At 74.1% G+C, this 24,514-nt stretch carries 21 protein-coding genes; 15 read left to right on the top strand and 6 right to left on the bottom strand.

Features of this window, described 5'->3' with window-relative positions; translation table 11 throughout:
• The first annotated feature begins 93 nt into the window (after positions 1–93).
• Positions 94–840 carry an SDR family oxidoreductase gene (locus BLW78_RS14215; RefSeq protein ID WP_091680355.1) on the top strand — a complete coding sequence of 249 codons (747 nt, stop codon included), beginning with the start codon at positions 94–96 and terminating at the stop codon, positions 838–840.
• Positions 841–926: 86 nt separating this feature from the next.
• Here BLW78_RS14215 and BLW78_RS14210 read toward each other — a convergent pair whose 3' ends face one another.
• From BLW78_RS14210 to BLW78_RS14195, 4 genes are all read right to left on the bottom strand, one after another.
• A complete protein-coding gene (locus BLW78_RS14210) occupies positions 927–3,968 on the bottom strand; it encodes a PAS domain-containing protein (RefSeq protein WP_244526942.1) in 3,042 nt (1,013 codons plus the stop codon).
• A gap of 207 nt (positions 3,969–4,175) precedes the next feature.
• Positions 4,176–6,638, bottom strand: coding sequence for a two-component system VirA-like sensor kinase (locus BLW78_RS14205; protein WP_091680351.1), 2,463 nt, complete (start codon positions 6,636–6,638; stop codon positions 4,176–4,178).
• A complete protein-coding gene (locus BLW78_RS14200; protein ID WP_091680349.1) occupies positions 6,635–7,663 on the bottom strand; it encodes a cytochrome-c peroxidase in 1,029 nt (342 codons plus the stop codon). The genes BLW78_RS14205 and BLW78_RS14200 overlap by 4 nt, the downstream gene beginning before the upstream one ends.
• A 2-nt stretch (positions 7,664–7,665) precedes the next feature.
• On the bottom strand, positions 7,666–8,427 hold the full coding sequence (locus tag BLW78_RS14195) for a response regulator (RefSeq protein ID WP_091680348.1): 762 nt from the start codon (positions 8,425–8,427) through the stop codon (positions 7,666–7,668).
• Between the two features lie 374 nt (positions 8,428–8,801).
• Here BLW78_RS14195 and BLW78_RS30930 point away from each other — a divergent pair, with 374 nt between their 5' ends.
• The 4 genes from BLW78_RS30930 (at position 8,802) to BLW78_RS14180 (ending at position 12,596) form a co-directional block, all read left to right on the top strand.
• On the top strand, positions 8,802–9,104 hold the full coding sequence (locus BLW78_RS30930) for a hypothetical protein (protein ID WP_139307693.1): 303 nt from the start codon (positions 8,802–8,804) through the stop codon (positions 9,102–9,104).
• A 110-nt stretch (positions 9,105–9,214) separates the two neighbouring features.
• The gene (locus tag BLW78_RS14190; protein ID WP_091680346.1) at positions 9,215–10,498 is read left to right on the top strand and encodes a glycosyltransferase; all 1,284 of its coding nucleotides are present in this window, start codon (positions 9,215–9,217) and stop codon (positions 10,496–10,498) included.
• Positions 10,489–11,778, top strand: a complete 1,290-nt coding sequence (locus tag BLW78_RS14185; protein WP_091680344.1) for a Bcr/CflA family efflux MFS transporter — start codon at positions 10,489–10,491, stop codon at positions 11,776–11,778. The genes BLW78_RS14190 and BLW78_RS14185 overlap by 10 nt, the downstream gene beginning before the upstream one ends.
• Positions 11,739–12,596, top strand: a complete 858-nt coding sequence (locus tag BLW78_RS14180; RefSeq protein WP_091680343.1) for an alpha/beta fold hydrolase — start codon at positions 11,739–11,741, stop codon at positions 12,594–12,596. The genes BLW78_RS14185 and BLW78_RS14180 overlap by 40 nt, the downstream gene beginning before the upstream one ends.
• Before the next feature lie 82 nt (positions 12,597–12,678).
• On the opposite strand, the gene BLW78_RS14175 is transcribed toward BLW78_RS14180, so the two are convergent.
• Complete coding sequence (locus tag BLW78_RS14175; protein WP_056532465.1) at positions 12,679–12,918, bottom strand: hypothetical protein; 240 nt, start codon at positions 12,916–12,918, stop codon at positions 12,679–12,681.
• A gap of 244 nt (positions 12,919–13,162) precedes the next feature.
• Here BLW78_RS14175 and BLW78_RS14170 point away from each other — a divergent pair, with 244 nt between their 5' ends.
• The 4 genes from BLW78_RS14170 to BLW78_RS14155 all read left to right on the top strand — a co-directional run bounded on the left by BLW78_RS14170 (position 13,163) and on the right by BLW78_RS14155 (position 17,546).
• Positions 13,163–14,425: a cytochrome P450 gene (locus tag BLW78_RS14170; protein WP_091680341.1), complete on the top strand. Its 1,263-nt coding sequence runs from the start codon at positions 13,163–13,165 to the stop codon at positions 14,423–14,425.
• 311 nt (positions 14,426–14,736) lie between these two features.
• Positions 14,737–16,038: a glycosyltransferase gene (locus BLW78_RS14165; RefSeq protein ID WP_091680340.1), complete on the top strand. Its 1,302-nt coding sequence runs from the start codon at positions 14,737–14,739 to the stop codon at positions 16,036–16,038.
• A gap of 312 nt (positions 16,039–16,350) precedes the next feature.
• Entirely contained in the window at positions 16,351–16,596 is a 246-nt protein-coding gene (locus BLW78_RS14160; protein ID WP_042669809.1) for a hypothetical protein, read from the top strand.
• Between the two features lie 8 nt (positions 16,597–16,604).
• Positions 16,605–17,546 carry an adenylate/guanylate cyclase domain-containing protein gene (locus BLW78_RS14155; RefSeq protein WP_091680338.1) on the top strand — a complete coding sequence of 314 codons (942 nt, stop codon included), beginning with the start codon at positions 16,605–16,607 and terminating at the stop codon, positions 17,544–17,546.
• Positions 17,547–17,623: 77 nt separating this feature from the next.
• On the opposite strand, the gene BLW78_RS14150 is transcribed toward BLW78_RS14155, so the two are convergent.
• Complete coding sequence (locus tag BLW78_RS14150; RefSeq protein WP_091680337.1) at positions 17,624–19,228, bottom strand: ATP-binding cassette domain-containing protein; 1,605 nt, start codon at positions 19,226–19,228, stop codon at positions 17,624–17,626.
• A 237-nt stretch (positions 19,229–19,465) separates the two neighbouring features.
• Between BLW78_RS14150 and BLW78_RS14145 the strand changes: the two genes are divergently transcribed.
• From BLW78_RS14145 to BLW78_RS14120, 6 genes are all read left to right on the top strand, one after another.
• Positions 19,466–20,215: an SDR family oxidoreductase gene (locus BLW78_RS14145; RefSeq protein WP_091680335.1), complete on the top strand. Its 750-nt coding sequence runs from the start codon at positions 19,466–19,468 to the stop codon at positions 20,213–20,215.
• Between the two features lie 62 nt (positions 20,216–20,277).
• Complete coding sequence (locus BLW78_RS14140) at positions 20,278–21,216, top strand: sigma-70 family RNA polymerase sigma factor (RefSeq protein WP_091680334.1); 939 nt, start codon at positions 20,278–20,280, stop codon at positions 21,214–21,216.
• Positions 21,217–21,302: 86 nt separating this feature from the next.
• Positions 21,303–21,800 carry a peptide deformylase gene (locus BLW78_RS14135; protein ID WP_091680331.1) on the top strand — a complete coding sequence of 166 codons (498 nt, stop codon included), beginning with the start codon at positions 21,303–21,305 and terminating at the stop codon, positions 21,798–21,800.
• Between the two features lie 129 nt (positions 21,801–21,929).
• On the top strand, positions 21,930–22,697 hold the full coding sequence (locus BLW78_RS14130; RefSeq protein ID WP_091680329.1) for an FkbM family methyltransferase: 768 nt from the start codon (positions 21,930–21,932) through the stop codon (positions 22,695–22,697).
• A gap of 217 nt (positions 22,698–22,914) precedes the next feature.
• Positions 22,915–24,033 carry a sensor histidine kinase gene (locus tag BLW78_RS14125; RefSeq protein WP_091680433.1) on the top strand — a complete coding sequence of 373 codons (1,119 nt, stop codon included), beginning with the start codon at positions 22,915–22,917 and terminating at the stop codon, positions 24,031–24,033.
• A complete protein-coding gene (locus BLW78_RS14120) occupies positions 24,030–24,488 on the top strand; it encodes a response regulator (protein ID WP_091680327.1) in 459 nt (152 codons plus the stop codon). Before BLW78_RS14125 ends, BLW78_RS14120 begins: the two co-directional genes overlap by 4 nt.
• The last annotated feature ends 26 nt before the right edge of the window (positions 24,489–24,514 follow it).

Below are 24,514 nucleotides of genomic sequence, written 5' to 3'. Positions count from 1 at the left end.
CGGACGCTCGCCAATGCGAAACGGACTTGCGCACGTATCAGGTCCGGCCCGCGCTCCCTATCACCCCGTTGCCGCTTCTGCACGGGAGTTCCCATGAACACGATCCTGATCACCGGCTGCTCGTCCGGCTTCGGCCTGGAGACGGCCCGCACCTTCCTCGAACGGGGCTGGCGCGTGGTCGCCACGATGCGCGGGCCGCGGAGCGACCTGCTGGCGCCCTCCGATCGTCTGAGCATCCTGCCGCTCGACGTGACCGACCACGACAGCATCGACCGCGCGGTCGCGGCGGCCGGACCGGTCGACGCGCTGGTCAACAACGCCGGCGTCGGGCTCCTGAACGCGCTGGAGGGCGTCTCGATGGACGCCGCGCGGGAGGTGTTCGAGACCAACACCCTCGGCACCATCGCGATGACCCGGGCCGTGGTGCCGCAGTTCCGGGCGCGCCGCGCGGGCGTCGTCGTCAACGTGACGTCGAGCGTGACGCAGCGCCCGCTGCACCTGCTGTCCGTCTACACGGCGAGCAAGGCGGCGGTGAACGCCTTCACCGAGTCCCTGGCGCTGGAACTCGAACCGTTCGGCATCCGCGCCCGACTGGTCATTCCCGGACGGGCCCCGGAGACCGCGTTCGGCGCCAACGCGCGCACCCGCATGGGCATGGACATCCCCGAAGCCTACGCGGCGGTGGCCGCGAAGGTCTTCGCCGGCATCCAGCAGGCGGACGGGGACCTGACCCGGTCCTCGGACGTGGCGGAGGCGGTGTGGCGCGCGGTGACGGACCCGTCGTGCCCCATGCGTCTGCCGGCCGGCGCCGACGCGGTGGCGTGGGCCAAGGCGAGCTGAGGGCGAGCTGAGAGCTGGCTGAGGGCGGCGGCGAACCGCGCAGGCCCCAGGCCGGAGATCCGGGATCCCGACGCGGGAGCCCGGGTTCAGGACGGATCGGCGCGCGCGCCGGCCTTCCGGCGCGGATCCAGGGCCCGATGCAGGATGCGGCCGAGCTGCTCGGCCGAGTACGGCTTGTGGAGCAGCGTGAAGTCGTGGGCGTCCGACTGCGCGAGAACGTGGCTGTAACCCGATGTCAGCACCACGGGTACCTGCGGCGCGCGCCGCCGGAGCTCCTGCGCGAGCGCGACGCCGCCCATGCCCGGCATCACCACGTCCGAGAAGACCAGGTCGAAGCGGTTCTCCGCCCGGCCGAGCTCCTCCAGCGCCTCCTCGGCGTTGGCCGCCCAGGTCGGCCGGTAGCCCAGATCCTCCAGGATCTGCGTCGCGAACTGCCCGACGCCGACATTGTCCTCCACGACTAGGACACGCTGCCCGCTCCCGAGCGGCGCGAGGTCGGCATCTTGCAGGCGGTCACCGGCCGGCCGCTCCTCGGACGCCACCTGCGGCAAGTAGAGGGTGAACGCGGTGCCCGCACCGAGGGTGCTGCGCACGTCGACGTCGCCGCCCGACTGCTTGGCGAAGCCGAACACCTGGGACAGGCCGAGTCCGGTGCCCTTGCCCACCTCCTTGGTGGTGAAGAACGGCTCGAAGATCCGCCCGATCCGCTCGGGCGGGATGCCCGTGCCGGTGTCGATCAGCGACACGGCCGCGAAGGGCTTCCGGGACCCGGCATGGCCGCGGATGGCCGGCAGGGCCGCGCCGCAGGTCACGCGCAGGGTCAGCGTGCCTTCCCCGTCCATGGCGTCGCGGGCGTTGACCGCCATGTTGACGAGCGCGGTCTCGAACTGGCTCACATCCGCCCGGATCAGACAGGTCGCCTCCGGCACCTCGGTCACGACCTGCACCCGCGCGCCCGTCAGGGTGTCGAGCATGTCGGCGATCGCCCGCACCCTCTGGCCGACCTCGAACACCTCGGGCTTGAGGGCCTGCCGGCGGGCGAAGGCCAGCAGCTGGCCGGTGAGCTTCGCGGCCCGCTCCACGGTCTCTGAGACCGCGTCGAGATAGCGGCGCTTGCGGACCTCCGGCAAATCGGGCCGGCGCAGGAAGTCGACGGACGAGCGGATGATGGTCAGCAGGTTGTTGAAGTCGTGCGCGACGCCGCCGGTGAGCTGGCCCACCGCCTCCAGCTTCTGCGACTGGCGCAGCGCCTCCTGCGCCTGGGCCAGCTCGGCCTGGCCGCGCAGCCGCTCGGTGACGTCCATGACGAACTGGTAGCAGCCCGTGCGCTCGCCCCGCGCGTCGCGCAGGGTGCGGAAGCTGATCTCGTAGGAGGGGCGCGCCCGCTCCGCGTCGCCGAACGCCTCGACCAGGGTGATCTCCTCGCCGGCGAGCCCGCGCCCCCACCCCGCCCGCACCTGCGCCTGATGCTCGGGCTGGTCGGCCAGCAGGTCGAGCATGTTGTCGCCCACCTTCGGCCTCACGCCGTAGATGCGCGCGAACTCGTCCGCATTCGCCTTGTTGATCGCCAGGATGTTGTAGTCGAGATCGGCCGCCATCACCATGATGTCGGTTCTCTCGACGATCGTGGCGAAGAGATTGCGCTCCGCGGTGCGCTCGGAGACCTGCAGCTCCAGGGTCTCGTTCAGGTGCTGGAGGCGGCGCTCGCTCTCGGCCAGCCGCGTCTCGGCCTCCTTGCGCCGGCTGAGATCGGCCGTGACGATCAGCAGGCTCTTGAGCCTGCCGTCCGCGTCGTCGAGGCGCCGGATGCTGCTGCTGGCCCAGATCGCGCTGCCGTCCGGGCGGAGATAGCGCTTGTCGAGGGTGACATCGCGGTCCGTCTCAAGGGCCCGCGCCAGCGCAGCCGCGCTCGGCGCCCGGTCCGCGGGATCGGTCACGTCGGCGACGCCGAGCCGCAGCAGCGCCTCGGCCGGGCGCCCGAGGATCCGGCACAGCTCGGTGTTGACCCGCAGGAAGCGCCCCGCGGCATCCACCTCGGACAGGCCGACCGAGGCGCCGGCGAAGATCGCCGCCAGGTGCTCCTCGCTCTTGCGCAGGGCCGCCTCCGCGCGGGCGCGCTCGATCGCCGCCTTCACGCGCTCGCCGACGTCGCGGATCAGGTTCCCCTCGGCGGTGGTCCAAGCGCGCGGCACCGCGCTCTGCACCGCGAGCAGGCTCACCCACTCCGCGCCGCGGAACAGCACGACGTCGACGAAGGCCGCGACCTCGCGGGATCCGAGGCCGGCGCGCGCCGCCTCGCTGAAGCGGGGATCGGCGGCCACGTCCTCGACCGCGACCACCGTCCCGTCGCGGTAGGCGGCCAGCAGGTCGGGGCCGAACGCCGCCAGGGAATGCTCCCCGACGATCGAGCCGACGCCCCGGACGTATTCCCGCTCGACCTTCATCAGGCTGCCGGCGATCTCGGCGTAGAAGACGCGGCTCGCGCCGACGCGCTCGCCGAGGCGCCGCGAGGCCACCGCGACGATCTCCGCCGACGCGGTCAGCGGACGGAGCGTGTCGCTGAGATCGAGCAGGAAGGATTGCCGCTCCTCGTTGTCCCGGCGCGACGCCTCCGTCTCGCGCGGATGGCGGGCGGCGGCCGCCTGGCCGGCGATCGCCGTGCAGGTCCCGACGAGGCCGGTGACGCGCCCCGCCGTGTCCCGCACCGGCACCAGGGAGAGCGCGAAGCGCGCCGCGTCGGCACCCCCGTCGCCGTGGAGGAGGGGCTCACCCTCCGCCGTGTGGACCGGCCGGCCGGCATAGGCCCTGTCCACGAGGGGCGCGAGACCGGCCCCGGCCGCGCCCCAGACCGCGAGACAGTCCCGGCCGAGCGCCGCGGGATGCCGGTCGCCGAGGATCTCCGCGTAGAGATCGTTGTACAGGAGCCGCCGCTCCGGGCCCCAGAGGATGAATGTCGGCCGGTTCGCGCCGAACATGACCCCAACGAGGGTCGTCAGGGACTCGGGCCAGGCGAACAGCGCGCCGAGGGGCGTGCTGTCCCAGTCGTGCGCGCGCAGGAGCACGGCCATCGCGCCGCCGTCGGCGAGGAAGGCCGCGTCGCAGATCGGGGCGTCAGATCTCCCGTGCATGGCGTCCTGACGCGGCTTCGACGGGCATCGGGGTTCCTCGCGCGATGGGGTCTCGGCGAGACTCGACCCGGCCCGTTCGATCGTCGGGGCGGCATCGCGCATCTGGCCGCCCGGCATGCCAGACCGGTCCCACGTGACGCCGAGCTTGTCAAAGCCGGGATAGCGCCCGCGTGGCCGGATCGCAGGATCCTGATGCCGCCGGTGCCCTCAGGAGACGGCGGCCGGGCGACGCGCCGGGTCGGCGGAGGCGAGATGGCGCCGCAGCGTCAGCGCCAGGGCGTTCGAGCGCCACGGCCGCCGGACGATGTCGGCGACGGGAACCGCCGCGAGGAGTTCCGGCTGCACCGCGTCGGTCGACGACAGCGAGAGCACGATCGGCCGCCCGGAGATCCGCGCGGCGCGGTGCGCGAAGGCGAGGCCCGAGAGATCGGCGAGACGGTTGTCGACGATCAGCAGATCGAACCGTCCCGGCTCCCGCCGCAGGACGGCCAGGGCCGCCTCGGGATCCGCGTAGCCGACCGGCTCGTAGCCCAGCGCCGCCAGCGTCTCCTCGTCGTCCTGGACCGACCGGCGCGTGCGCCCGACCAGCATCACAGTCCCGCCGGCCGCCGCGCCGTCCGCGGCCTGCGGGATCACGGGCAGCCACACCGCGAAGGTGCTGCCGCTGCCCGGCGCGCTGCGCACGTCGAAGGCGCCGTCGTGCTCCTGAACGAACTCGAAGGCGGTGGCGAGCCCGAGGCCGGTCCCGGCCGGGCGGGTGGTGAAGAACGGCTCGAAGATCCGCGCGAGCGTGGCCTCGTCCATGCCGCGGCCGGTGTCGGACACGCGGATCCGGACGTAGGCGCCGGGCCGCAGGGTGCCGTGGGTCAGGGCGCTCGACCGCGGCAGGGCGACGTGGTCGAGCCGCACGTCGACGGCCGCGCCCGGCGCGGAAGCCTGGACGGCGTTGCGGATCAGGTTGTGGACGACCTGCTGCAGCTGTGCCGGCTCGCCGCCGACGCGGGCGCCCGCCGCGGTGCCCGAGAGCGCGATCGTGGCCGGTCCGGCCGTGGAGGCCCGGATCTGCGCCACGGTCTCGTGGACCACCGCGTCCGCCGCGCTGGTGCACTGCGCGGAGCGCGCGGGGCGGCCGAAATCGAGGATCTGGCCGGCGATCTCGCGCGCGCGGCCGCCGGCCTGGACCAGCAGCCCGATATGCTCGGCCGCCCGCCCCGGATGGGCCGGCAGGGCGTCCCCGGCGATCTCGGCGTGGCCCAGCATGACGTTGAGGACGTTGTTGATGTTGTGGGCGACCCCGCTGGCGAAGGTCCCGATGGCCTCGAGCCGCTGGGCGCGGCGCAGCGCCGCCTCGATCTCCCGGCGCTCGGCCCAGACGTGCTGTCGCTCCAGGGCGGCCGCGAAGCTGTCGGCGACAACCTGCAGCAGGCCGCGCGAGTGCCGCAGCCAGGGCGGCAGGCCGGAGGTGGTGCGCTCGAAGCAGAGCAGGCCGACGATCCGATCGCCCCGGCGCAGCCGCGCGCAGGCCCACGAGACGACGCCGCGCTCGGCCAAGGAGCGGCGCAGGGCCGGCGGCCCGGTCTCGTCCGCCACCTCGACGAAGATGAGGTCGCTGGCGGCGGCCGCGACGTCGTGAACGAGGGTCTGCTGCGCCGCCGGCCAGCCGCTCGGCGGCGCGAGGCCGGGCCGGTTCCAGAGATGCACCGCGCCGGTGCCGTCGAGCATGAGAACGTAGCCGTGATCCGTGTCGAGCCCTTCGCCCACCATGGCGAGGACGTCCACGATGCGCGTGTCGGTCTCGTCGGGCTGGATCGCCAGGAAGCGGTTGGCCGCCTGCGCCACGACGGTCTGGAAATCCACGGTCCGGCGCAGGATCCGGGTCCCGGCACGCATCAGCACCCCCACGCGGACCACGAGGGCGAGCAGCGCGAGGGCGACGGCGTAGAGCGCGAGGCGGAATCCGTCCGCCCGGGCCTGGCGCCGGTCGCGGAGGCTTCGCCGGGATTCCAGGAGCGCCTCGCGGGCCGCCTCGCTCGACGAGGCCGGCAGCGAGCGCGTGACCGCGTCGACGTGCGGCAGCAGTTCCAGGAGCTGGCGCCCGTGCAGGACGATGGCGTCGACGTCGCCGGCCCGGGCGGCCGCCCCGTCGGCTTCGTGCAACGTCTCGAGACGGGTGCGGATGTCGGCGAGGCGCGCGGGCGTCGAGTCGCGCACGAGTTCCGAGATGCGGATCTGGAGCGCGGCCACCGCGCGCGCGAGGCCGGGAGCGATGTCGGACTCGGACAGCCGGTCGCTGAGCGAGTCGAAATAGGCGATCGAGTTCTGCACCAGGGCGTTGCCGGTCTTGAACCGTTCGACCATCGCGGCCTCCCGATCCACCGCTTCGGCCAGCGCCTGGACGTCGGGATCCCCGGCATTGCTCGCCTGCAGGTCGGCCCCGGCCTTCTGCATCTCGCGCAGGTGCGCGACGATCGGGTCGTAGTTGCGCAGCAGGCCGGTCCGGGCCCGCAGAACGTCGTGCTGCATGCGCGACTCGGCCAGAGCCAGGGCATCGACCGTCCGCTGGGTCGCCAGGTAGGCGGCCTCCATCCCGCCGTTGCCGTTGATCAGCAGCCACGTCAGCAGCGCCGCGAGCAGCGCGCCGAGCGTGACGGCCTGCAGGGTCAGTCTCATAGCTGCGGCTTGCCGTCCTGAGAGGCTGCGCCGGGCGCTGGCGGCGCGGTCAGGGGCCGGCCCTCGTAGGTGCCGGTCAGGGTCCCGAGGAAGGCGACGATCCCGTCGATCTGCGCGGGGGTGAGTTCCCGGCCGAGCTGCGCCCGCGCCATGAGCCGCACCGCCTCGGGGAGCGTGGCGATCCCGCCGTCGTCGAAGTAGGGCGCCGTGACGGCGACGTTGCGCAGGCTGGGCACCCGCAGCACCTCGGCCACCTTGTTGGGGATCGTGACGAAGATGCCGACCTTCTCGAACAGGTTGCCGCCGACATTGACGCCCTGGTGGCAGGACGCGCAGCCGATCCGGCGGAACAGGTCGTAGCCCGCCTGCTCCGCGCCGGTGATGGCGTGGGCGTCGCCGCGCAGCCAGCGGTCGAAGCGGCTGTCGGGTGTGAGGAGCGTGCGCTCGAAGCTGTTGATCGCGTCGATCACCGTCTCCCGGTCGGCCGCGCGCCCGTAGGCGGCCTGGAACATCGGGGCGAGCACCGGGTCGCCGCGCACCGTGTCGAGGATCCGGGGCCAGGAACCGCCCAGGAACTCGGGCCGTGTCAGGGCGAGCTCGGCCTGCTCGCGCAGGCTCGGGATGTCGCCGGCCCAGCCCAGCCGGAAGCTGAGCGCCGCGTTGAAGGCCGTCGGCGTGTTGCGCGGAACCGGCGTGCCGTCGGCGGTCAGGTTCCGGGGCACCGCGCTCGCGCCGCTGGTGCGGATGTCGTGGCAGGTGATGCAGGCCCGGTCGCCCCCGCGCGACAGCCGCGTGTCGGTGAAGAGCAGGCGGCCGATCGCGGCCCGGGCCGGGTCCGCCTCCAGGGTGTCCGGCACCGGGGCGATCACCCCCAGCGCGTCCGCCGCCTCGGCGGAGAGCGCGGTGTCGGCCGGCCTGTCGTGGCCGGCTGGCCTCTCGTGGGCGGCCGCGGCGAGGAGCGCCGCGGCGCTGCCGAGGAGCGCCGCGACCGCGACGCGCCATCGGCCGGCCCGGATCCGGGTCACGGCTACAGCTTCTCGACGGTCGCGGCGAGGACGTAGCCGACGCCGCGCTCGGTGACGATCAGGCGCGGCGCGCTCGGATCCACCTCCAGCTTGCGGCGCAGCCGCAGGATCTGGACGTCGATGCTGCGATCGAACACGTCCTCGTGGACGCGCGTGGCCTGCAGGAGCTGCTCGCGGCTGAGCGGGCGCTGGGGCGCGTCGAGGAAGGCCACCAGCAGGGCGTACTCGCCCTTGCTGAGCGCGACATCCGCGCCTTCGGGATTGGTGAGGCGCCGGCGACGCCGGTCGAGCACCCAGCCTTCGAAGCGGCTGCGGTGGGACTCCTGGACCCGCGCCGGGGCGGGCGCCACCTCGGCCCGGCGCAGGATGACCCTGACCCGCGCGAGCAGCTCGCGCAGCCCGTATGGCTTCACGAGGTAATCGTCGGCGCCGAGCTCGAGGCCGATCACCCGGTCGATCTCGTCCCGGCGATGGCCGGTGGTGATGATCACCGGCAGGTCGCTCCGGGCCCGCAGGTCGCGCAGCAGGTCGAGCCCGTTCTCCGAGCCCAGCCGCAGGTCCAGCACGACGAGGTCGAATTCGGCCTCCGCGAGTCGCTTCTCCGCCTCCGCCCGGTCGGTCGCCGCCGTCACGGCGACGTCGTGGTCGGCGAAGTGGTCCGAGACGATGCGCTGCATGCCCGCGTCGTCCTCGACGAGGAGGATGCGGGTCGTGCCGGCGCGCGCGCTCCGACTCTGACCCCGGTCCAGACTGGATTCGATCATGGCCACCTCCGGTTCGCGGCGGCCCGCCGCGACGGCACGATCTCGACGCGCCGGTTCGGGGAGCGGGAGGAGCGTCCGGTCGGGCTGATAGCGCCACGCGGATGTCCTTCGCGTCCGTCGCCGGCCCGCCCCGGCGGCCAATCTGGGCGCGTCCGGTCATCGGGCCTTACACGGCTGAGTTGATACCACGCCCCCTAAAAGATTGCGCGCTTCATATTGTGCGTGACAGCACAGCGCGAGCATTCGTCCCGGCACGTACCGTATCGGACAAACGAAAACGCCACCGTTACGGCTGTAACCGAGATCATCTTGTTGAGACACCGGGATGTAACCCGTGGAAACCAGGATCGTGCTCTCACAATAGAGAGGTGATCATGACTGACGCCGCGATCCCGGATATCGGTCCGCACCTTCACCGAAATCTCTGCAAGTCCGAGCCCGACTGTCGGAAGCCCGCTGCTGGTCTTCCCGGGCCGTCGGGACGCCCGGCGCGGGAGCGCGGCGGCCCGGCTTCGTCCCCGATCGCCGCGCCGCGACCGGCGCTCGCCCGCCACGGACGATGGCTGCTCGACGCGCTGGTGGTCAGCTTCGCATTCGGCGGGTGCATTCACAGTATCCACCCGGACTACGTCGATTTCTTGCGCGATATCAGCAGCAGAAATCGGCACCGAACCTGACGCTCCTGGCGTCGAGAGCTCCACGTCGTCTTTCAGACCGCTCCAGGGAGGTCAGCCAAGTCGCGGCCTCCACGCGACTCCGCGCGCGATCATCTCGGGACATCCAGATCATGTCGCTCAACGTCCTCTGCATCTCGTGGGGCACCACCGGCAATCTCAGCCCCGTGCTCACGGCGGCCCGGCAGCTGCGCCGGGCGGGGCACCGCCCGCGCGTCATGGCCGACCCGGCGATGTGCGGGGAGGTCGCGGCGGCGGGCTTCCCGTTCGTCGGCTGGCGCCGCGCCCCGACCGGCCTCGACGCCGACCCGGCCGATTTCTCGGATCTCGCGGACTGGCTGCGGCAGACGATGTTCTCCCCGGCCGGCGCCTACGCGGCCGACACGCTCGACGAGATCCGCCGCCTCCCGACCGATGCCGTCTTGAGCCTCGACCTCCTGCCCGGCTGCGCCCTGGCGGCCGAGGCGGCCGACCTGCCGCACGCGGTCCTGTCGCCGCATATCAGCATCCGCCCGCTCCCCGGCATTCCGCCCGCCGCGAGCGGCCTGACGCCGCCGCGGACCGAGGCGGAGCGGGACGCGGTGGACGCGGCGACGGCCGCCATCGTGTCGGCGATGGAGCGGGGCCGGCCGGCGCTCAACGCCGCGCGGCGCGCCTTCGGGCTGCCGCCGGTCGCCAGCGCCTTCGCCCATTTCGATCAAGCCGACCGCGTCCTGCTGGCCGTCAGCCGGGCCTTCGACTTCGACACGCAGGCGCTGCCCGCCAATTACCGCTACATCGGCCCGCTGCTCGACGAGCCGGGCTGGTCCCGCGGGACGGGGCACGCGTGGTCCGGTACGGGACGGCGGCGGATCCTCGTCGCCGGCAGCACCGGCGCCCAGAACCAGACCGACCTGCTGCGGCGCGTCGCGCGCGCCGTCGGCGCGGTCGAGGCCGAGACCATCGTGACGACCGGCCCGAATGTCGGGCCCGCGGACCTGGCCGCCCCCGCCGCCGTCCGGGTCGTGGCGGCCGCCTCCCACGACGCCCTCATGGCGCAGGCCGACCTGGTGGTGTGCCAGGGCGGTCACGGCACGGTCAGCCGCGCCCTGCTGCACGGCGTGCCGCTGCTGGTGATCCCCCTGGCCCGCGACCAGGCCGACAACGCCGCCCGCGTCGCCCTGCGCGGCGCCGGCCTGCGCCTGCCCGCCGACGCGGGCGAGGCCGAGATCGCCGCGGCGGCGAGCCGGCTCCTGGCGGAGCCGGGCTTCCGTAGGGCCGCCGCAGTTCTCGGGGCGGCCGTGCGGGCGGATCTCGACGCGGGCGGCCTCGTCCGCGAGATCGACGCGATGGTGGCGGCGCGCCGGGCCTCCGCGGACCGCGGCGGCGCCCCGGGCGGAGACCGGCTTTGGGCCTGATCCGCGCGCCCGCGCCGGCGCGGCCCCGCATCCGCCCCGGCTCGGCCGCCTTCTCGGCGCTCCTCGGGCTGCTGGCGGCGCTCCCGACCTTCGGGATCGACATGATCCTGCCGAGCCTGTCGGACACGGCGACCGCGCTGCACGTCCCGGCCACCGCGATGGGCGCGGCCATGGGCGTCTACCTGCTCGGCTTCGGCGGCGCGCTGCTGGTCTACGGCCCGGTCTCGGACCGGCTGGGCCGCAAGCCGGCCATCGTCTGCGGCTGCCTCCTCCTCGTCGTGGGCAGCCTCGGCTGCGGCGCGGCGCGGACGCTGCCGGACTTCCTGCTGTTCAGGGCCCTCCAGGGAATCGGCGCGGCGGGCCCCGGCATGGCGGTCCTCGCGATGGTCCGCGACCTGTTCGAGGGCGAGGCCGCGCGCGCCCGGATGTCCTTCGTCGTCCTCACCATCAACGTGGTGCCGATGGTGGCCCCGACCGTCGGTGCCGGGCTGATGGATCTCGGCGGCTGGCGCCTGATCCACGCCGCGCCGGTCGCCGCCGCCCTGGCGGCCCTGGTGGCGATCCGGCACATCGACGAGCCCCTGCAGCGGGCCGTGGGCCCCGGGCCGGCCTCGGGGATCCTGCGCGGCTACGGGCGGATCCTGGCGAGCCGGGTCTTCCTCGGCCACGCCCTGTGCAACGCCGCGGCGGCCGGGGCGGTCTTCGCCTACATCACCGGCTCGGCGCTGGTGTTCGTCGACGCCCTCGGGCTCAGTCCGCTGGCCTACGGGCTGGTCTTCGGGGCGAGCTCCCTGTCGGTGATGGTCGGCGCCTTCCTGAACGGGCGGCTCGCGGCCCGGGGCGTCTCCCCGCCGCGGGCGATCGCCGCCGGCCTCGCCCTCGCGACCGGCGCGTCGGCCCTGCTCCTCGTCGCGGCGCTCGCCCGGCCGCCCGCGGGCCTGCCGGTGGTCGCCGCGATGGTCGGCGTGGCCCTGGCCTTCGGCCTCGTGTCGCCCAACGCCGTGCACGGCGCGACGGAGCGCAGCCCGGAGGCGGCGGGCGCGGCCAGCGCCGTCGCGGTCTTCCTGCAGATGCTCGCGGCGGCCGTCGCCAGCGATCTCGTCGCCCGGTTCTTCGACGGCCGGTCCGCCCTGTCGATGGCCGCCGTGATGCTCGGCTGCAGCCTCGCGGCCGCCGCCGCCCACGCGGGTCTCGCCCGGCCGGCGCCCCGCGCGCCCTCCCGACCCTACGGAGAACCCGCATGCTCTTCGATCCGCCCCCCTGGCAGCCCCTCCACCTGACGCACGACGGCGGCCGGCTCGCCCATATCGAGGCCGGGCCGCTCACCCCCGAGGGGCAGCCGCTGCTGCTGATCAACGGCTGGACCGGGGACCACGGCATCTTCACGCCGCAGATCCGGCACTTCGCGCGGACGCGCCGCGTCGTGGCGGTCGACCTGCGCGGCCACGGCGCCAGCGACGCGCCGGAGCGCGACTACACGGTCGCGGGCTTCGCCGAGGACGTCGCGTGGCAGAGCCGGACGCTGGGCCTCGTGAAGCCGATCGTGATCGGCCACAGCTTCGGCGGTGCGGTGGCGCTGGAGCTGTGCGGCCGCCATCCCGACCTCGCCGCCGGCCTCGTCATGATCGACTCGATCGTCCTGCCGTCGGCGGACGCGGCGGGCGGCGCCGCGATCGAGGGGCTGCTGGCGGGCGTCGGCGGCCCGGATTACCGGTCCGTCGTGCGGGAGATGGCCTGGGCGATCGGCGGCGCCTACGACCACCCGGCCCGGCGGAAGGCGATCTTCGAGACGTTCATCCTCGGCCCCTGCCAGCGGACACCCCAGCACGTGGCCTACGCGGCGCTGCGCGACATGGTGCTGGCCCACGATCCCGTCCCGGCCGCGCGCGCCTGCCGGGTCCCGATGGCCTACATCTCGGCGGACGTGCCGCTCGTGGCGGAGGCCCGCGACCTCGACCGGCTGCGGGAGCTCTGCCCGCAGCTCGTCACCGCCCAGACGCTGCTGGCGGGCCACTTCAACACGATCGAGGTGGCCGAGCAGGTCAACGCGATGATCGAGCGCTTCCTGGCGGTCGGCCTGCGGCCGCGCGCGCGGTAGCGGGACGCCGCGGGACCAACGCCCGTCAGGCAGGGCGGCGCCCTCCGCAGAGGCCGTCCCGCGACCCGTGGCGCGGAGCGCGTCAGGACGCCCGGCCGGCCTCCGTCCGGTCGCCCAGGAGGCGCCGCGCCGACGAGATGACCTGGAGCGTCTGGGAGCTCAGCTGCTCCTGGCGCGCCCGCTGCTCGTACTGTCTCAGGCGGACGATCAGACCGTCCTCGTCCGGGATCCCGTGGTCCATACCGCCGATCACGAAGTCCGTGATCGTCCGTCGGAGCAGCGTCTCGAAGACGTCGTCCGTATTCGCCAGCCCTGCAACCATGAGGACTTCTCCTTCTGCGAAGCGGCGCCTTTTTCGAAGGGTCAAGTTACGGCATGATTTCGGAACATCTCACACACCATCCGCGCGGCGACCGGCGTGCTCTTCCGCACAAGGCGGCCGCGGCGGCGACCGGGCCGCCGGCGCGCCGCATGTTATGGCTGTAATGTTCGACCCAGCTCCCGCAATCATCCTGTAGTCCGGGCTTCCGAAAGTTCTCGCGCAACACAGCAGCGAGAACCCACAGATGAATGCGACCGAAGATCTGACGCGACAGGCAGGCCCACCCGAAGCCCCGACCGGCTCCCCGACCCGCGTCCCGACCGGCGTCCCGACGCTCACGGTGGCGGAGCTGGAGGCCGACCCGCACGGCGTCTACCGCGCTTGGCGGCCGCGGCTGCCCTTCGTCGGCCACGAGGTCGCGGGCGTCCTCGTCCTCCGCGCCCGCGACGTCGACCTGCTGATGCGCGACCCCCGCGCCCAAGCCACGGAGACGCTCTATCCGGAGTCGCGCGCGATCCCCGAGGGGGCGCTGTTCGACATCTTCGCGCACGGCATGCTCACGGCCAACGGCGCGGTCCACCGCCGGCGCCGCTCGCCCTTCACCCGCACCTTCGCGGCGCGCCTGATCGAGGGCCTTCGGCCCCGGATCCGCGTCGCCGCGGAGGGCCTCGTCCGCGACTGGCTGGGGGACGGGGAGGTCGACCTCGTCGCGCGCTACACCGCGCAGATCCCGGCCCAGGTCATCGCCGACATCCTCGGCCTGCCGCGCGACGACATCCCGCGGTTCACGCACCTCGCCTACGAGGTCTCCCGGGTGCTGAGCTTCACCTTCGGACCGGAGGACATCCCCGATCTGGAGGCGGCGGCGGTCGCGCTGCAGGACTACGTGGCCGGGATCCTCGCCGCGCGCCGGTCGGCGCCCCGCGCCGATTTCCTGTCGCGCTTCCTCGCGGAGACCGAGGCGGCCGGCGAGCTCACGCAGCAGGAGGTGGTGATCCAGCTCGTGCAGATGATCATCGGCGGCACCGACACGACCCGGGTCGCCGGCGCCATGCAGGTGGCGCTGCTGCTGCAGCATCCCGAGCAGTGGGCGGCGGTCAGCCGCGATCCCGACCTGATTCCGGCCGCGGTGGCGGAGTCGCTCCGCTACGAGCCGAGCGCCGGCTCCGCCGGCCGGGTCGCCCGGGAGGACATTCCCCTCGACGGGCACGTCGTGCCGGCCGGGAGCCTGATGCTACTCTCGACGCTGTCGGCGATGCGGGACGAGACGGTCTACGCGCGTCCCGACACGTTCGACATCCGGCGCGCCGACCTCCCGCGCCTCCATCCGGTCTTCGGCGGCGGCGCGCACCGGTGCATCGGCGAGGCCCTGGCGCGGGTCGAGCTGGAGGAGGGACTGGGCGCCGTGCTGCGCCTCGCCCCGCGCCTGCGCCTGACCGGCGCGATGCCGGTCCTCCGCGGCCACAGCGGCATCCGCCGCATCGACGCGCTGCGGGTCGCCGCCTAGCGCCGTTCCCGACCGGATGGGGACGGCGGCGCTCGCCGAGCCCTTCGCCGCGCGTAGCGAGGTCCTCTCTCTCGCACGGGCGAGGGGGCCAGGGCGCGGCTGCCTCGACCGGAGTCGCCGCCCCCTCCGGACCGCTGCGACCCTGTCGCGCCGTCTCCCGCGCGTCCGACGCGTGACCGTTGCAGCCGTAGCCGCTTCGGCCCCGCGCCGCAGCGACGCCGTAACGGACCGCCCCCAGCCTCGCTCCCGGACGCCCCGGCGATCGCGCCGCGATCGCGGCGCCCCCACGCCCCCCACGGAAAGGACAAGCGATGAAGGTCCTCCTCTGCTCGACGCCCGCCACGGGCCATCTCAATCCCCTCCTCGCCATCGCCCACATGCTGATCGCGGACGGCCACGAGGTCATGGTCCTCTCGGGCTCGGCCTTCCGCGACCGCATCGTGGCGGCCGGCGCCCGCTTCATGGCGCTGCCGGGCGCGGCGGATTTCGACGGCCGCGACCTCCGCGCGGTCGTGCCCGAACTGGCAGAGATCGCGCCGGGACCGGACTGGCTGCGCGTTGCCATGGAGCGCGTGTTCGTCGACCGCATCCCCGACCAAGCGCGCGGCCTGCGCGCGGCGCTCCGGGCCTTCCCGGCCTCGCTGGTGATCGGCGACGACATGTTCTTCGGCGCCCTGCCGCTGCTGCTAGGGCCGCGCGCGGAGCGCCCCGCCATCGTCCTGTGCGGCACGTCGATCCTGCACTGCGCGCGGCCCGACCGGGCTCCGGCCTTCCTAGGTCTCCCGCCGGCCGAGACGCCCGAGCAGGAGGCCGCCTACGGCCGCATCGCAGAGGCCTACGAGGCGGCGGTCGACCGGCCGGTCGGGCTGAGCCTCGCCGCCAAGCTGGCGGAACTCGGCCGGGCCGCCCCGCCCTGGCCGCTGTTCGACGCGGTGGTCCGGCTCGCCGACACCTACCTGCAGCTGACCGTCCCCAGTTTCGAGTACCCGTTCCCGCTGCCGCCGACGGTGCGCTTCATCGGGGCGCTGCCGATCGTCCCGGGGCAGGCGGCGCTCCCGCCCTGGGCGGGCGACCTCGACGGCGCGCGCAAGGTCGTGCTGGTCACGCAGGGCACGGTCGCGAACCACGATTTCGGCCTGCTCGTCGGCCCCGCCCTCCGGGCCCTCGCCGATGAGCCCGACATCCTGACCGTGGTGACGGGCGGCGGCCGGGGGCTCGAAGCGATCCCCGGCCCGATCCCGGCCAACGCGCGGCTCTCGCCCTACCTGCCCTTCGAGTGGCTGCTGCCCCGAGTCGACGCCATGGTGACCAACGGCGGCTACGGGAGCGTGAACCAGGCCCTGAGCCACGGGATCCCCCTCGTCGCCGCCGGCCTCACCGAGGACAAGGCCGACGTGAACGCCCGCATCGCGTGGTCGGGGGCCGGGATCGACCTCGCCGCGAACGACCCGACGCCGGAGGCGATCCGGAAGGCGGTGCGGACCGTGCTCGACGCGCCCGGCCATCGCCGGGAGGCGCGACGCCTCGCCGCCGAGTTCGCCGCCTACGACGCGAAGGCCGAGATCCTGCGGCTCCTGTCCAGCCACGGCGGCCGCGCGCGCAGCGCCGCCTGAGCGTCCGCCGCACCCGGCGTGGGACCGTCCCGGGACCGTCCCGGCGGGGACGGCCCCCGCATCCGCGCCCATCACGGCACCCGGTCCGGCGGACCGGGTGCCGTTCGCGTGTCGGGGCGACCATTGGGGCGACTGTCGGGGCGACGGTCGGGGCGACGAGCCCGGACCCGGGTCACGACCGTCCCGGCAACGATCCCGCGCCCGCCCGTCGTTCGCGCCGCATGTCTGCTGTCATTGTTTTCCGATCCGCCGAAATCGCGGTGAAAGATCGGATTTTTACTTCGGACGCTCCACCACGAGGAGCACGAGATCATGATCTCACACCGCACACGGGCCGCCGCAGCCACCGCGCTCGGGACGATGCTGACAGTCCTGGCGGCCCCGACCGCCGCGCCGGCGCAGCCAATCCCGCGCTTCGCGCAGCCCGACGTCCCGAGCGTCGCGGCGATCGCCCGGGCACGCCCGTTCCGGACGGATCTAGACCTCCGCTCCCCCGCCGTGGAGCGGGAGCATTCCCGGGCGCAGCGCATCATCGCCCGGGTCTGCTCGCGCTGCTGATGCCCGCGATGGCGCTGCGGGAGCCCCGCGCGGACACGGCGGACGCCTGTTCCGGGCTCGCTGGCGGTGTCGGGCGACGGGCGCGGGCCGTTCCCCTCCGCCGACACCTCGCCGTCGCGGCGGCGGGGCGCGGCCGGCTCCTCGCCGCGGCGCCGCTGCCGCTGCTCCTGGCGCTTGCGGCCACGACGACGCCCGAGCCCGTCACGGTCGGGCTCGGCGGGCTCGCCCTGGCATGGCTCTCGCTGCGGGTGCAGCGCCTGCGCGGGGCCGCGTGCGCCGCGACGCGGCAGCGGAACAACCTCGCGCGCCTGACCGCGCCGACGGTCGCCCGATGGGTCGCCGAGACGGATCGCGCCGCCCGGCGCCCCGGCTGGGAGCAGGAGGCGACGGTGCTCTTCGCCGACATCCGCGGCTTCACCCGCCTCTGCGAGGGCATGGCGCCCGGCGAGGTCGCGGCGTTCCTCGCCGCGTTCCGGTCCCGCGCCGCGCGGGCGATCGAGGCGGCGGGCGGCTTCGTCGACAAGTTCGTCGGCGACGAGGTGATGGCGGTGTTCGGCGTGCCGGACGCGGCGCCCGGGGATGCCGGTCGCGCCGTCGCGGCGGCCCGCGCGCTCGCGGCCGCGATGGCGACCTGGAGCCGGGAGCGCGGACAGGCCGGCCTGCCACCGGTGCGGGTCGGCATCGGGCTGCATCGCGGCCCGGTCTACATCGGCGTCATCGGGGCGGAGCGGGTCGAGTTCACGGCAGTCGGCGACACCGTCAACGTGGCCCGTCGGCTGGAACAGATGACCCGCGCGCTGCCCTGCGACTGCCTCGCCTCCGAGGCGGTCGTCCGGGCGGCGCCGTCCGGCGGGGCGCGGATCGTGGCTGTCGGGCCCGTGCGCGGCACCCGCACCGTCCTGCGCCTGTTCACCCTCCGGCTCGATCCGGCCGGGACGCGTGCGGACTGAACCGACGCCTCCTGAAGACCCGGCGGGGTAGGGGGCGGCGAATGCGTCCCGTCCCGCCGCCGTTCCGGATGCCCCCCTCAGGCGCGGGGCCGGTCGGCGAGGTCGTCGAGGTCGACGCGCCGGGTGATCCCCAACGCGTCCAGGAAGGCCGCGTCGTGGCTGACGACGAGGAGCGCGCCGTCATAGGCCGCCAACCCGGCCTCGAGAGCCTCGACCGCGTCCAGGTCGAGGTGGTTGGTCGGCTCGTCGAGGATCAGGAGGGGCGGGGGCGCGCGGTTGCCGAGCACGCAGGCGAGGGCGGTCCGGACCCGCTCGCCGCCGCTCAGCGCCGCGACGGGGCGGTCCGCGGCCGCCGCCCGGAACTGGAACCGCGCTAGCGCCGCCCGGCACCCGTTCGCGTCCTCCTCCGGGTTGAGACGCGCGAAGTTCTCCGCCACGGTCCGGTCGCGGTCGAGGAGGTCGAGGCGCTGGTCGAGCAGCGCGGCGCGCACCCCGACCGAGACGCGGCCCGACCACGGGCTGAGGCGGCCGGCGACCAGCGCGAGCAGGGTCGACTTGCCCGAGCCGTTCCGCCCGCGGAGGGCGACGCGCTCCGGACCCGTGACCGCGAGGGACACGTCCCGCAGGACCGGCTGTCCCGGCCGGTAGCCGACCGTCACGTCGGTGAGCGCGAGGACGCGCCGGCCGGCGTGGAGCCCGCTCGGTGGGAGCGCGATCGCGGCCGGCTTCACCGCCGCGATCCGGTCCCGGGCCTCCGCCAGATCGGCCTCGGCGCCGGCGCGCTGGCGCTCGGTGAGGCGCGCGCTCCCGCCCGCAGTCCGCTCCGCGTTGTCCCGGCGAGCCCCGGCCAGGATCCGGGGCAGGTCGCCCTTCGCGGAGCGGCGGTGCCCGGCCGCGTCGCGGCGCTGCTGGCGCTCGACGCGCTCCTGCGCCCGGCGGGCGAGGTCCGTCGCCCGCTTCTCGGCGACCGCGAGGTCGTGCTCGGCCGCGGCGAGACGCGTCGCCTTGGCCTGCCGGAAGGCGTCGAAATTGCCCCGGTAGCGGGTCGCCTCCCCCGGCGCGAGGTCCACGATCGCGTCCATCGCATCGAGCAGGGCCCGGTCGTGGCTGACCACGATCGCGCCGGCGCGCCACACCTGCAGAAGTTCCTGGACCGCCCGCCGCCCGTCGCGATCGAGGTCGTTGGTCGGCTCGTCGAGGAGCAGGAAATCCGGCGCGGCGAAGATCGCCGCCGCCAGCGCCGCGCGGGCGCGCTGCCCACCGGAGAGGCGCCGGAGCGGCGTGTCGGGCCCCACCGCCACGCCCATCCGCGCCAGCGCTCCCGTCAGGCGCTCCGCGAGCGTCCAGTCGGCGACGGCGAGCTCGTCGGCCTCCGCCGCACCGGCCTCCGCGCGGCGGAGCAGCGCCAAGCCCGCCGTCGCGCCGAACAGGTCGGCGACGGTCTCGTCGGCGGTCGGGCCCGCGAACTGGCGCAGCAGGGCGACCGTGCCGTCGCGGTGGATGCTGCCGCCCATCGGCGCGAGGCGGCCGGCCAGGAGGTTCAGGAGCGTGCTCTTGCCGGCGCCGTTGCGGCCGACGATGCCGGTCCGCTCCTGCCCGAAGCTGGCGGTGATGCCGGAGAGGACGGCGCGCCCGTCAGGCGCGGTCCACGCGAGGTTCAGGAGGGCGAGCTGTGCTGGCATGCGGAGAGACGGTCCTGGCGGCAAGGCGGGGCGGCATTGCGGTCAGGGTCAGTCTCATCGGCGTCTCGGCTCCGGCGGCGGGCCTCCGTAGCGCCGGTCGCGGCCTCTCGCAACGCCGCGGCCGTCGCTTTTTGCGGCGGGATGTCACAAACCGGGATGCTGCATCGTCCTGTCGCCGACCGGGACGCCGGAGCGGCAGGGTGCCCCTCGGCCCGGTCCGCGCGGGAGACAGACGTCATGAAGATCGTGGTGATCGGCGGCAGCGGGTTGATCGGCCGGCATCTGACGGCCGAGCTGGAGCGCGCGGGCCATGAGGCCGTCCCCGCCTCCCCGAGCACGGGCGTCGACGCCGTGACCGGCGCCGGCTTGGCCCAGGTTCTCGTCGGCGCCGACACCGTGGTCGATGTGGCCAACGCGCCCTCCTTCGAGGAGGCGGCGGTGCGCGACTTCTTCGAGCGCTCGAGCCGCAACCTCCTCGCCGCCGGCCGGCAGGCGGGCGTCAAGCACCACGTCGCCCTCTCGATCGTCGGCGCGGACCGCGCGGACGGCAACGGCTACTTCCGGGCGAAGGTCGCGCAGGAGCGGCTGATCGCGGCGTCGGGCCTTCCCTACACCATCGTCCGCGCCACCCAGTTCTTCGAGTTCGTCGCGACGATCGCCGAAGCCTTCGCGGTCGGGGAGCGGATCCTCGTGCCGGACGCGGATTTCCAGCCCGTCGCGGCGGCGGACGTGGCCGCGGCGCTCGCCGCGGTGGCCGTCGGCGCGCCCGCCGACGGGACGATCGACGTCGCGGGGCCGGAGCGGCTGCCGTTCCGGGCGTTCGTCGCCCGGCGCGTGGCGGCCGCCGGCGACGGCCGCGCGGTGACGGTCGACGCCGCGGCCCGCTACTTCGGTGCCGCGCTGGCGCGAGGCTCCCTGGTCCCCGACGACGCGGCCGCGGCCCGCCTCGGGGATACGCGCTTCGAGACCTGGCTCGCGACAACATGACGGGACCCGACCTTCCCCGCGGGCGGGCTCCGCCCCGACGCGATCAGGCCTCCGGTCCGGTCATGCCGCCGGGGCGCGGGGACGGGACCGCCGCCTTCGAGGCCCACCGTCCCCGGCTCCTGCGCATCGCCTACCGCATGCTCGGCTCGCGCAGCGAGGCCGAGGACGTCGTGCAGGACGCGTGGCTGCGCTGGGTCGCGGCGGACCGAAGCGGGGTCGCGGCGCCCGACCGGTTCCTCGCGCGCGTCGTGACGCGCCTCTGCCTCGACCAGATCAAGTCGGCGCGCGCGCGCCGGGAGAGCTATGTCGGCCCCTGGCTGCCGGAACCGCTGATCGAGCCGCTGGTCGAGCCGGGGGCGGACGGCGTGGACGAGGACGACCTCACGCTGACGCTGATGCTCGCGCTCGAGCGGCTGTCTCCCTTGGAACGCGCGGCCTTCCTGCTCCACGACGTGTTCGGCCTGCCGCTCGGCGACGTCGCGGAGACGCTCGGGCGGGCGGCGCCGGCCGTGCGCCAGCTCGCGGCGCGCGCGCGCCGGAACGTCCGGGCCGCGCGCCCGCGCTTTCCCGTGACCCGCGACGAGGGCGAGCGCGTCGCCCGGGCGTTCTTCGAGGCCTCCGCGAGCGGCGATGTCGCGGGGCTGCGGACGCTGCTCGCCGATCGCGTGACGCTCGCCTCGGACGGCGGCGGCAAGGTGCTCGCCTTCGTCAACCCGATCCGGGGGCTCGAGCGCCTGCTCCGGCTCTACGCGGGCGCGCGGCGCAAGTGGGGCGACGGCCGGGCGGCGCTGGTCGGGTTCGTGTGGATCGACGGGCTTCCGGGCTATGTCACCCGCGAGCGCGGCGGCCTCCTGCAGACGACGGCCCTCGCGATCGAGAACGGCCGGATCGACGCCATCTACATCACGCGCAATCCCGACAAGCTCCACCACGTCGCGCGCGCCGTCGCGGCCGGCCCGGGACCCGGCGACGCGGCCGGGCCTGCGGCGCGCCGGTCTTGACGATCCGCCCCGCAGCGCGGCTTGCATGGCGCGCGGCGGGCCCTCGCGGCGCCGCTGGTGAAACGACCCACGCGGACTGATCAACCATGCCGGCGCGCCCGCTCGTCCTGTTTCCCGATCCCCGCTTGACGCGCCCGGCCGAACCGGTCGTCGCGTTCGACGCGGCCCTGCGGGCCCTCGCCGACGACGTCCGGGACACGCTCATGGCCGAAAGCGCCATCGGCCTGACGGCCCCGCATATCGGCGTCCCCGCGCGCCTCGTGGTGGTACGGATGTCGCCGGACGAGAGCGCCCGCGTCTACGTGAACCCCGTCGTGTCCTGGGCGTCCCCCGACACGGAGGCTTACGACGAGGGCAGCGTCAGCATGCCGGGGGTGCGCGAGCGGATCACCCGGGCCGCCCGCATCCGCCTGAGCTACCGCGACCTCGACGGGTCCGCCCACGAGGAGGAGACCGAGGGCTTCCCGGCCGCGGTCCTCCAGCACGAGATCGACCAGCTCGACGGCGTGTTCTGGATCGCCCGCCTGTCGCGCCTGAAGCGCGAGCGACTGCTGAAGCGGTTCGGGAAGGGCCGGCCCGCCTGATCCGGTCGGGGCTCGCGGCGGGCGTCGGCACCCCGCCGCGGCGCGCTGGCATAGCCGGCACAGGGCGGCCTACCATGGGCGCGACCTCGCCGACCCTCCGGGCTCGCCTCCTCTGAACGGACCCTGCGCATGCATCCTGCCGTCGCCGCCGCCAACGCGTTCAGGGCGGTTCATGACGCCGGTCAGGTCCCGGACTACGAGCGCATCCTGCGGCAGGGCTACAGCCGCTTCCTCGCTCCGGGGGATGTCGTCGTCGACGTCGGCGCCCATACCGGGCTCCACCTCGTCGCGTTCGTCGACATCGTCGGCCCGACCGGCAAGGTCCACGCCTTCGAGCCGATCCCGTTCCTGATGAAGGATCTGGCGGGGCGTTTCGGCCGACGACCCGAGGTCGAGCTGCACGACGTCGCCCTCTCCGACGCGGCGGGGCGCACCGATTTCACGGTCGCGAGCGTGCCCGGCGAGAGCGGGCTCCTCGCCCGCTACTTCAGCAGTCCCGCCATCACGTCCAAGACCATCAAGGTCAGGACGGAGAGGCTCGATACCGCCCTCGGTCACGTCCCCGCGGTGGCCTACATCAAGATGGACATCGAGGGCGGGGAGTTGAACGCTCTGAGCGGCGCGGCCCAGCTCCTCCGGCGATGCCGCCCGATCGTCAGCGTGGAGTACGGCTGGGCCGGCTACTCCGCCTACGGGCACGCGCAGGACTCCCTCTACCGGTTCGCCGAGAGCCACGGCTACATCTGCGCGGACATCACCGGAAACCTGATCGACGATGCGAGCACGTGGCTCGCGGTCAGTGACTACGTGACGTGGGATTTCTTCCTCGTCCCGCAGGAGCGTCGAGCCGACTGGGCCGCCCTGTTCGCGCGCCGCCCGGAGCCCGGACCCGCGTGATCCGGACCCGCGTGATATGGACCCGCGTGATATGGACCCGGGCGGAACGGCGCGGCCGGACCGTCCGCGCGGCGGAACAACGGCTCCGCATGGTGCGTTGCACGCTCCCACCTCTAGGCCGTCCGGCGCGGCCAGCCACCCACCGTGCCCAGTCCCGAAGGTCCACCAGGATCGCGCGCAGGGTATCTCAGATCAACCCGCGTGAAGGGTCGTGACCGTGCCGAACTCGCGGCAGCCGTTTCAATCCTCGTCCGCCGCCAGCGCGCCGCTGGCGAGCCTGCGGCGTGGGTCGGGCCAGCTCTTCGAGAGCGAGCGTCGCCTCAACGCGGTCCTCGACAACGCCTCGGTGTCCATCTTCCTGATGGATGACCGCCAGCACTGCATCTACATGAACCGCGCCGCCGAGCAGTTGACCGGCTGGACGCTGCGGGAAGTCCTCGCCCGCGATTGCCCGCTGCACGACATCGTCCACCACACCTACCCGGACGGAAGGCCCTTCCCGCTGGAGGAGTGCGCGATCGACCGCGCCTTCCCGGAGAACAATCAGGAGCGCGGCGAGGAGGTGTTCGTGCACAGGGACGGGCACTTCTTCCCCGTGGCGTTCACTGCCAGCCCGATCCGCGATGACGCGACCAACATCATCGGGACGATCATCGAGGTCCGCGACATCAGCGAGGAGAAGGCGGCCGCCGAGCGCCAACGCCTGCTGATCAACGAGCTCAATCACCGGGTGAAGAACACTCTCGCCACGGTGCAGTCGATCGCCGCGCAGACCTTCCGCGGGCAGACGGACCAGACGACGCGCGCCGTCTTCGACGCCCGGATGGCGGCCCTGTCCAACGCCCACAACGTGCTGGTCGAGGACAACTGGGAGAGCGCCAGCCTGCGCGGCGTTGTCGAGCGCGCGCTCGCCCCCCACCTTTTGGCAGAGGTCGATGCCGGCCGCTTCCGGTTACAAGGGCCGGACGCGCGACTGCACCCTAAGGTGGCAGTGACGCTGGCAATGGCCCTCCACGAGTTGATGACCAACGCGGCGAAGTACGGCGCCCTGTCGACGCCCGAGGGCGGGGTCGCGGTGACCTGGTCCCTTCACGATCGCGATGACGGCCGTCAGCAGCTCGACCTGCTCTGGGAGGAGCGGGGTGGCCCGCCAGTCACGCCCCCGACCCGGAAGGGGTTCGGCTCACGGCTCATCGAGCGGCAATTGCCGCTGGAGTTCGACGGCAGCGCGGCGATCACCTTCGCGCCGGCGGGCGCGACCTGCCAGATGCGGATCCCGCTGACCCGGCTCGGCTGGATCGGCCAGGAGGCGGTCGAAGGGCCGCGCGCGCCATGACGCCGCTCGCCGGACGCCGGGTCCTGCTGGTCGAGGACGAGAGCCTCGTCGCCATGCTCGCCGAGGACATGCTGCTCGACCTGGGCTGCGAGGTCGTGGTGGCGATGCGCCTCGAGCAGGCCCTGGCCCATGCCCGGACCGAGGCGTTCGATCTGGCGGTGCTCGACGTGAATCTCGGCGAGGCGCGCAGCTACCCGGTCGCCGACCTGCTGCTGGCGCGCGATACGCCGTTCCTGTTCGCCACCGGGTACGGGCAGCACGGCCTGGACGCCGCCTATCAGGCGGTTCCGGTGCTCCAGAAGCCCTACCAGGCAGCGCCGCTCGAGCATCTTCTGCTGCGCCTGTTGAGCCGTGAGGGGCCGAACCGCACGGGCCCGACCGGCCTGCCACCCGCCTGCCGCTGTCGGGCGTCCGAGCCCGCCCACGGGCAGTTCCGCGCCGATCCGATCCGCTGAGGCGCCCGGGCCGGCGCGGGACCGGA

The sequence above is a fragment of the Methylobacterium sp. 275MFSha3.1 genome, assembly GCF_900108435.1.
Lineage (GTDB): Bacteria > Pseudomonadota > Alphaproteobacteria > Rhizobiales > Beijerinckiaceae > Methylobacterium.
Note: the sequence above shows the minus strand (reverse complement) of the source record. Positions and strands in the feature narration are given on the sequence as shown.

What these genes read in the sequence shown, in the direction of transcription:
- BLW78_RS14190 (WP_091680346.1), top strand. Translation starts at nt 9,215, where the DNA reads ATGTCGCTCAACGTCCTCTGCATCTCGTGGGGCACCACCGGCAATCTC.
- BLW78_RS14120 (WP_091680327.1), top strand. Translation starts at nt 24,030, where the DNA reads ATGACGCCGCTCGCCGGACGCCGGGTCCTGCTGGTCGAGGACGAGAGC.
- BLW78_RS14210 (WP_244526942.1), bottom strand. Translation starts at nt 3,968, where the DNA reads ATGCACGGGAGATCTGACGCCCCGATCTGCGACGCGGCCTTCCTCGCC.
- BLW78_RS14130 (WP_091680329.1), top strand. Translation starts at nt 21,930, where the DNA reads ATGCATCCTGCCGTCGCCGCCGCCAACGCGTTCAGGGCGGTTCATGAC.
- BLW78_RS14170 (WP_091680341.1), top strand. Translation starts at nt 13,163, where the DNA reads ATGAATGCGACCGAAGATCTGACGCGACAGGCAGGCCCACCCGAAGCC.
- BLW78_RS30930 (WP_139307693.1), top strand. Translation starts at nt 8,802, where the DNA reads ATGACTGACGCCGCGATCCCGGATATCGGTCCGCACCTTCACCGAAAT.
- BLW78_RS14165 (WP_091680340.1), top strand. Translation starts at nt 14,737, where the DNA reads ATGAAGGTCCTCCTCTGCTCGACGCCCGCCACGGGCCATCTCAATCCC.
- BLW78_RS14140 (WP_091680334.1), top strand. Translation starts at nt 20,278, where the DNA reads ATGCCGCCGGGGCGCGGGGACGGGACCGCCGCCTTCGAGGCCCACCGT.
- BLW78_RS14135 (WP_091680331.1), top strand. Translation starts at nt 21,303, where the DNA reads ATGCCGGCGCGCCCGCTCGTCCTGTTTCCCGATCCCCGCTTGACGCGC.
- BLW78_RS14160 (WP_042669809.1), top strand. Translation starts at nt 16,351, where the DNA reads ATGATCTCACACCGCACACGGGCCGCCGCAGCCACCGCGCTCGGGACG.
- BLW78_RS14215 (WP_091680355.1), top strand. Translation starts at nt 94, where the DNA reads ATGAACACGATCCTGATCACCGGCTGCTCGTCCGGCTTCGGCCTGGAG.
- BLW78_RS14175 (WP_056532465.1), bottom strand. Translation starts at nt 12,918, where the DNA reads ATGGTTGCAGGGCTGGCGAATACGGACGACGTCTTCGAGACGCTGCTC.
- BLW78_RS14195 (WP_091680348.1), bottom strand. Translation starts at nt 8,427, where the DNA reads ATGATCGAATCCAGTCTGGACCGGGGTCAGAGTCGGAGCGCGCGCGCC.
- BLW78_RS14155 (WP_091680338.1), top strand. Translation starts at nt 16,605, where the DNA reads ATGGCGCTGCGGGAGCCCCGCGCGGACACGGCGGACGCCTGTTCCGGG.
- BLW78_RS14205 (WP_091680351.1), bottom strand. Translation starts at nt 6,638, where the DNA reads ATGAGACTGACCCTGCAGGCCGTCACGCTCGGCGCGCTGCTCGCGGCG.
- BLW78_RS14150 (WP_091680337.1), bottom strand. Translation starts at nt 19,228, where the DNA reads ATGCCAGCACAGCTCGCCCTCCTGAACCTCGCGTGGACCGCGCCTGAC.
- BLW78_RS14180 (WP_091680343.1), top strand. Translation starts at nt 11,739, where the DNA reads ATGCTCTTCGATCCGCCCCCCTGGCAGCCCCTCCACCTGACGCACGAC.
- BLW78_RS14145 (WP_091680335.1), top strand. Translation starts at nt 19,466, where the DNA reads ATGAAGATCGTGGTGATCGGCGGCAGCGGGTTGATCGGCCGGCATCTG.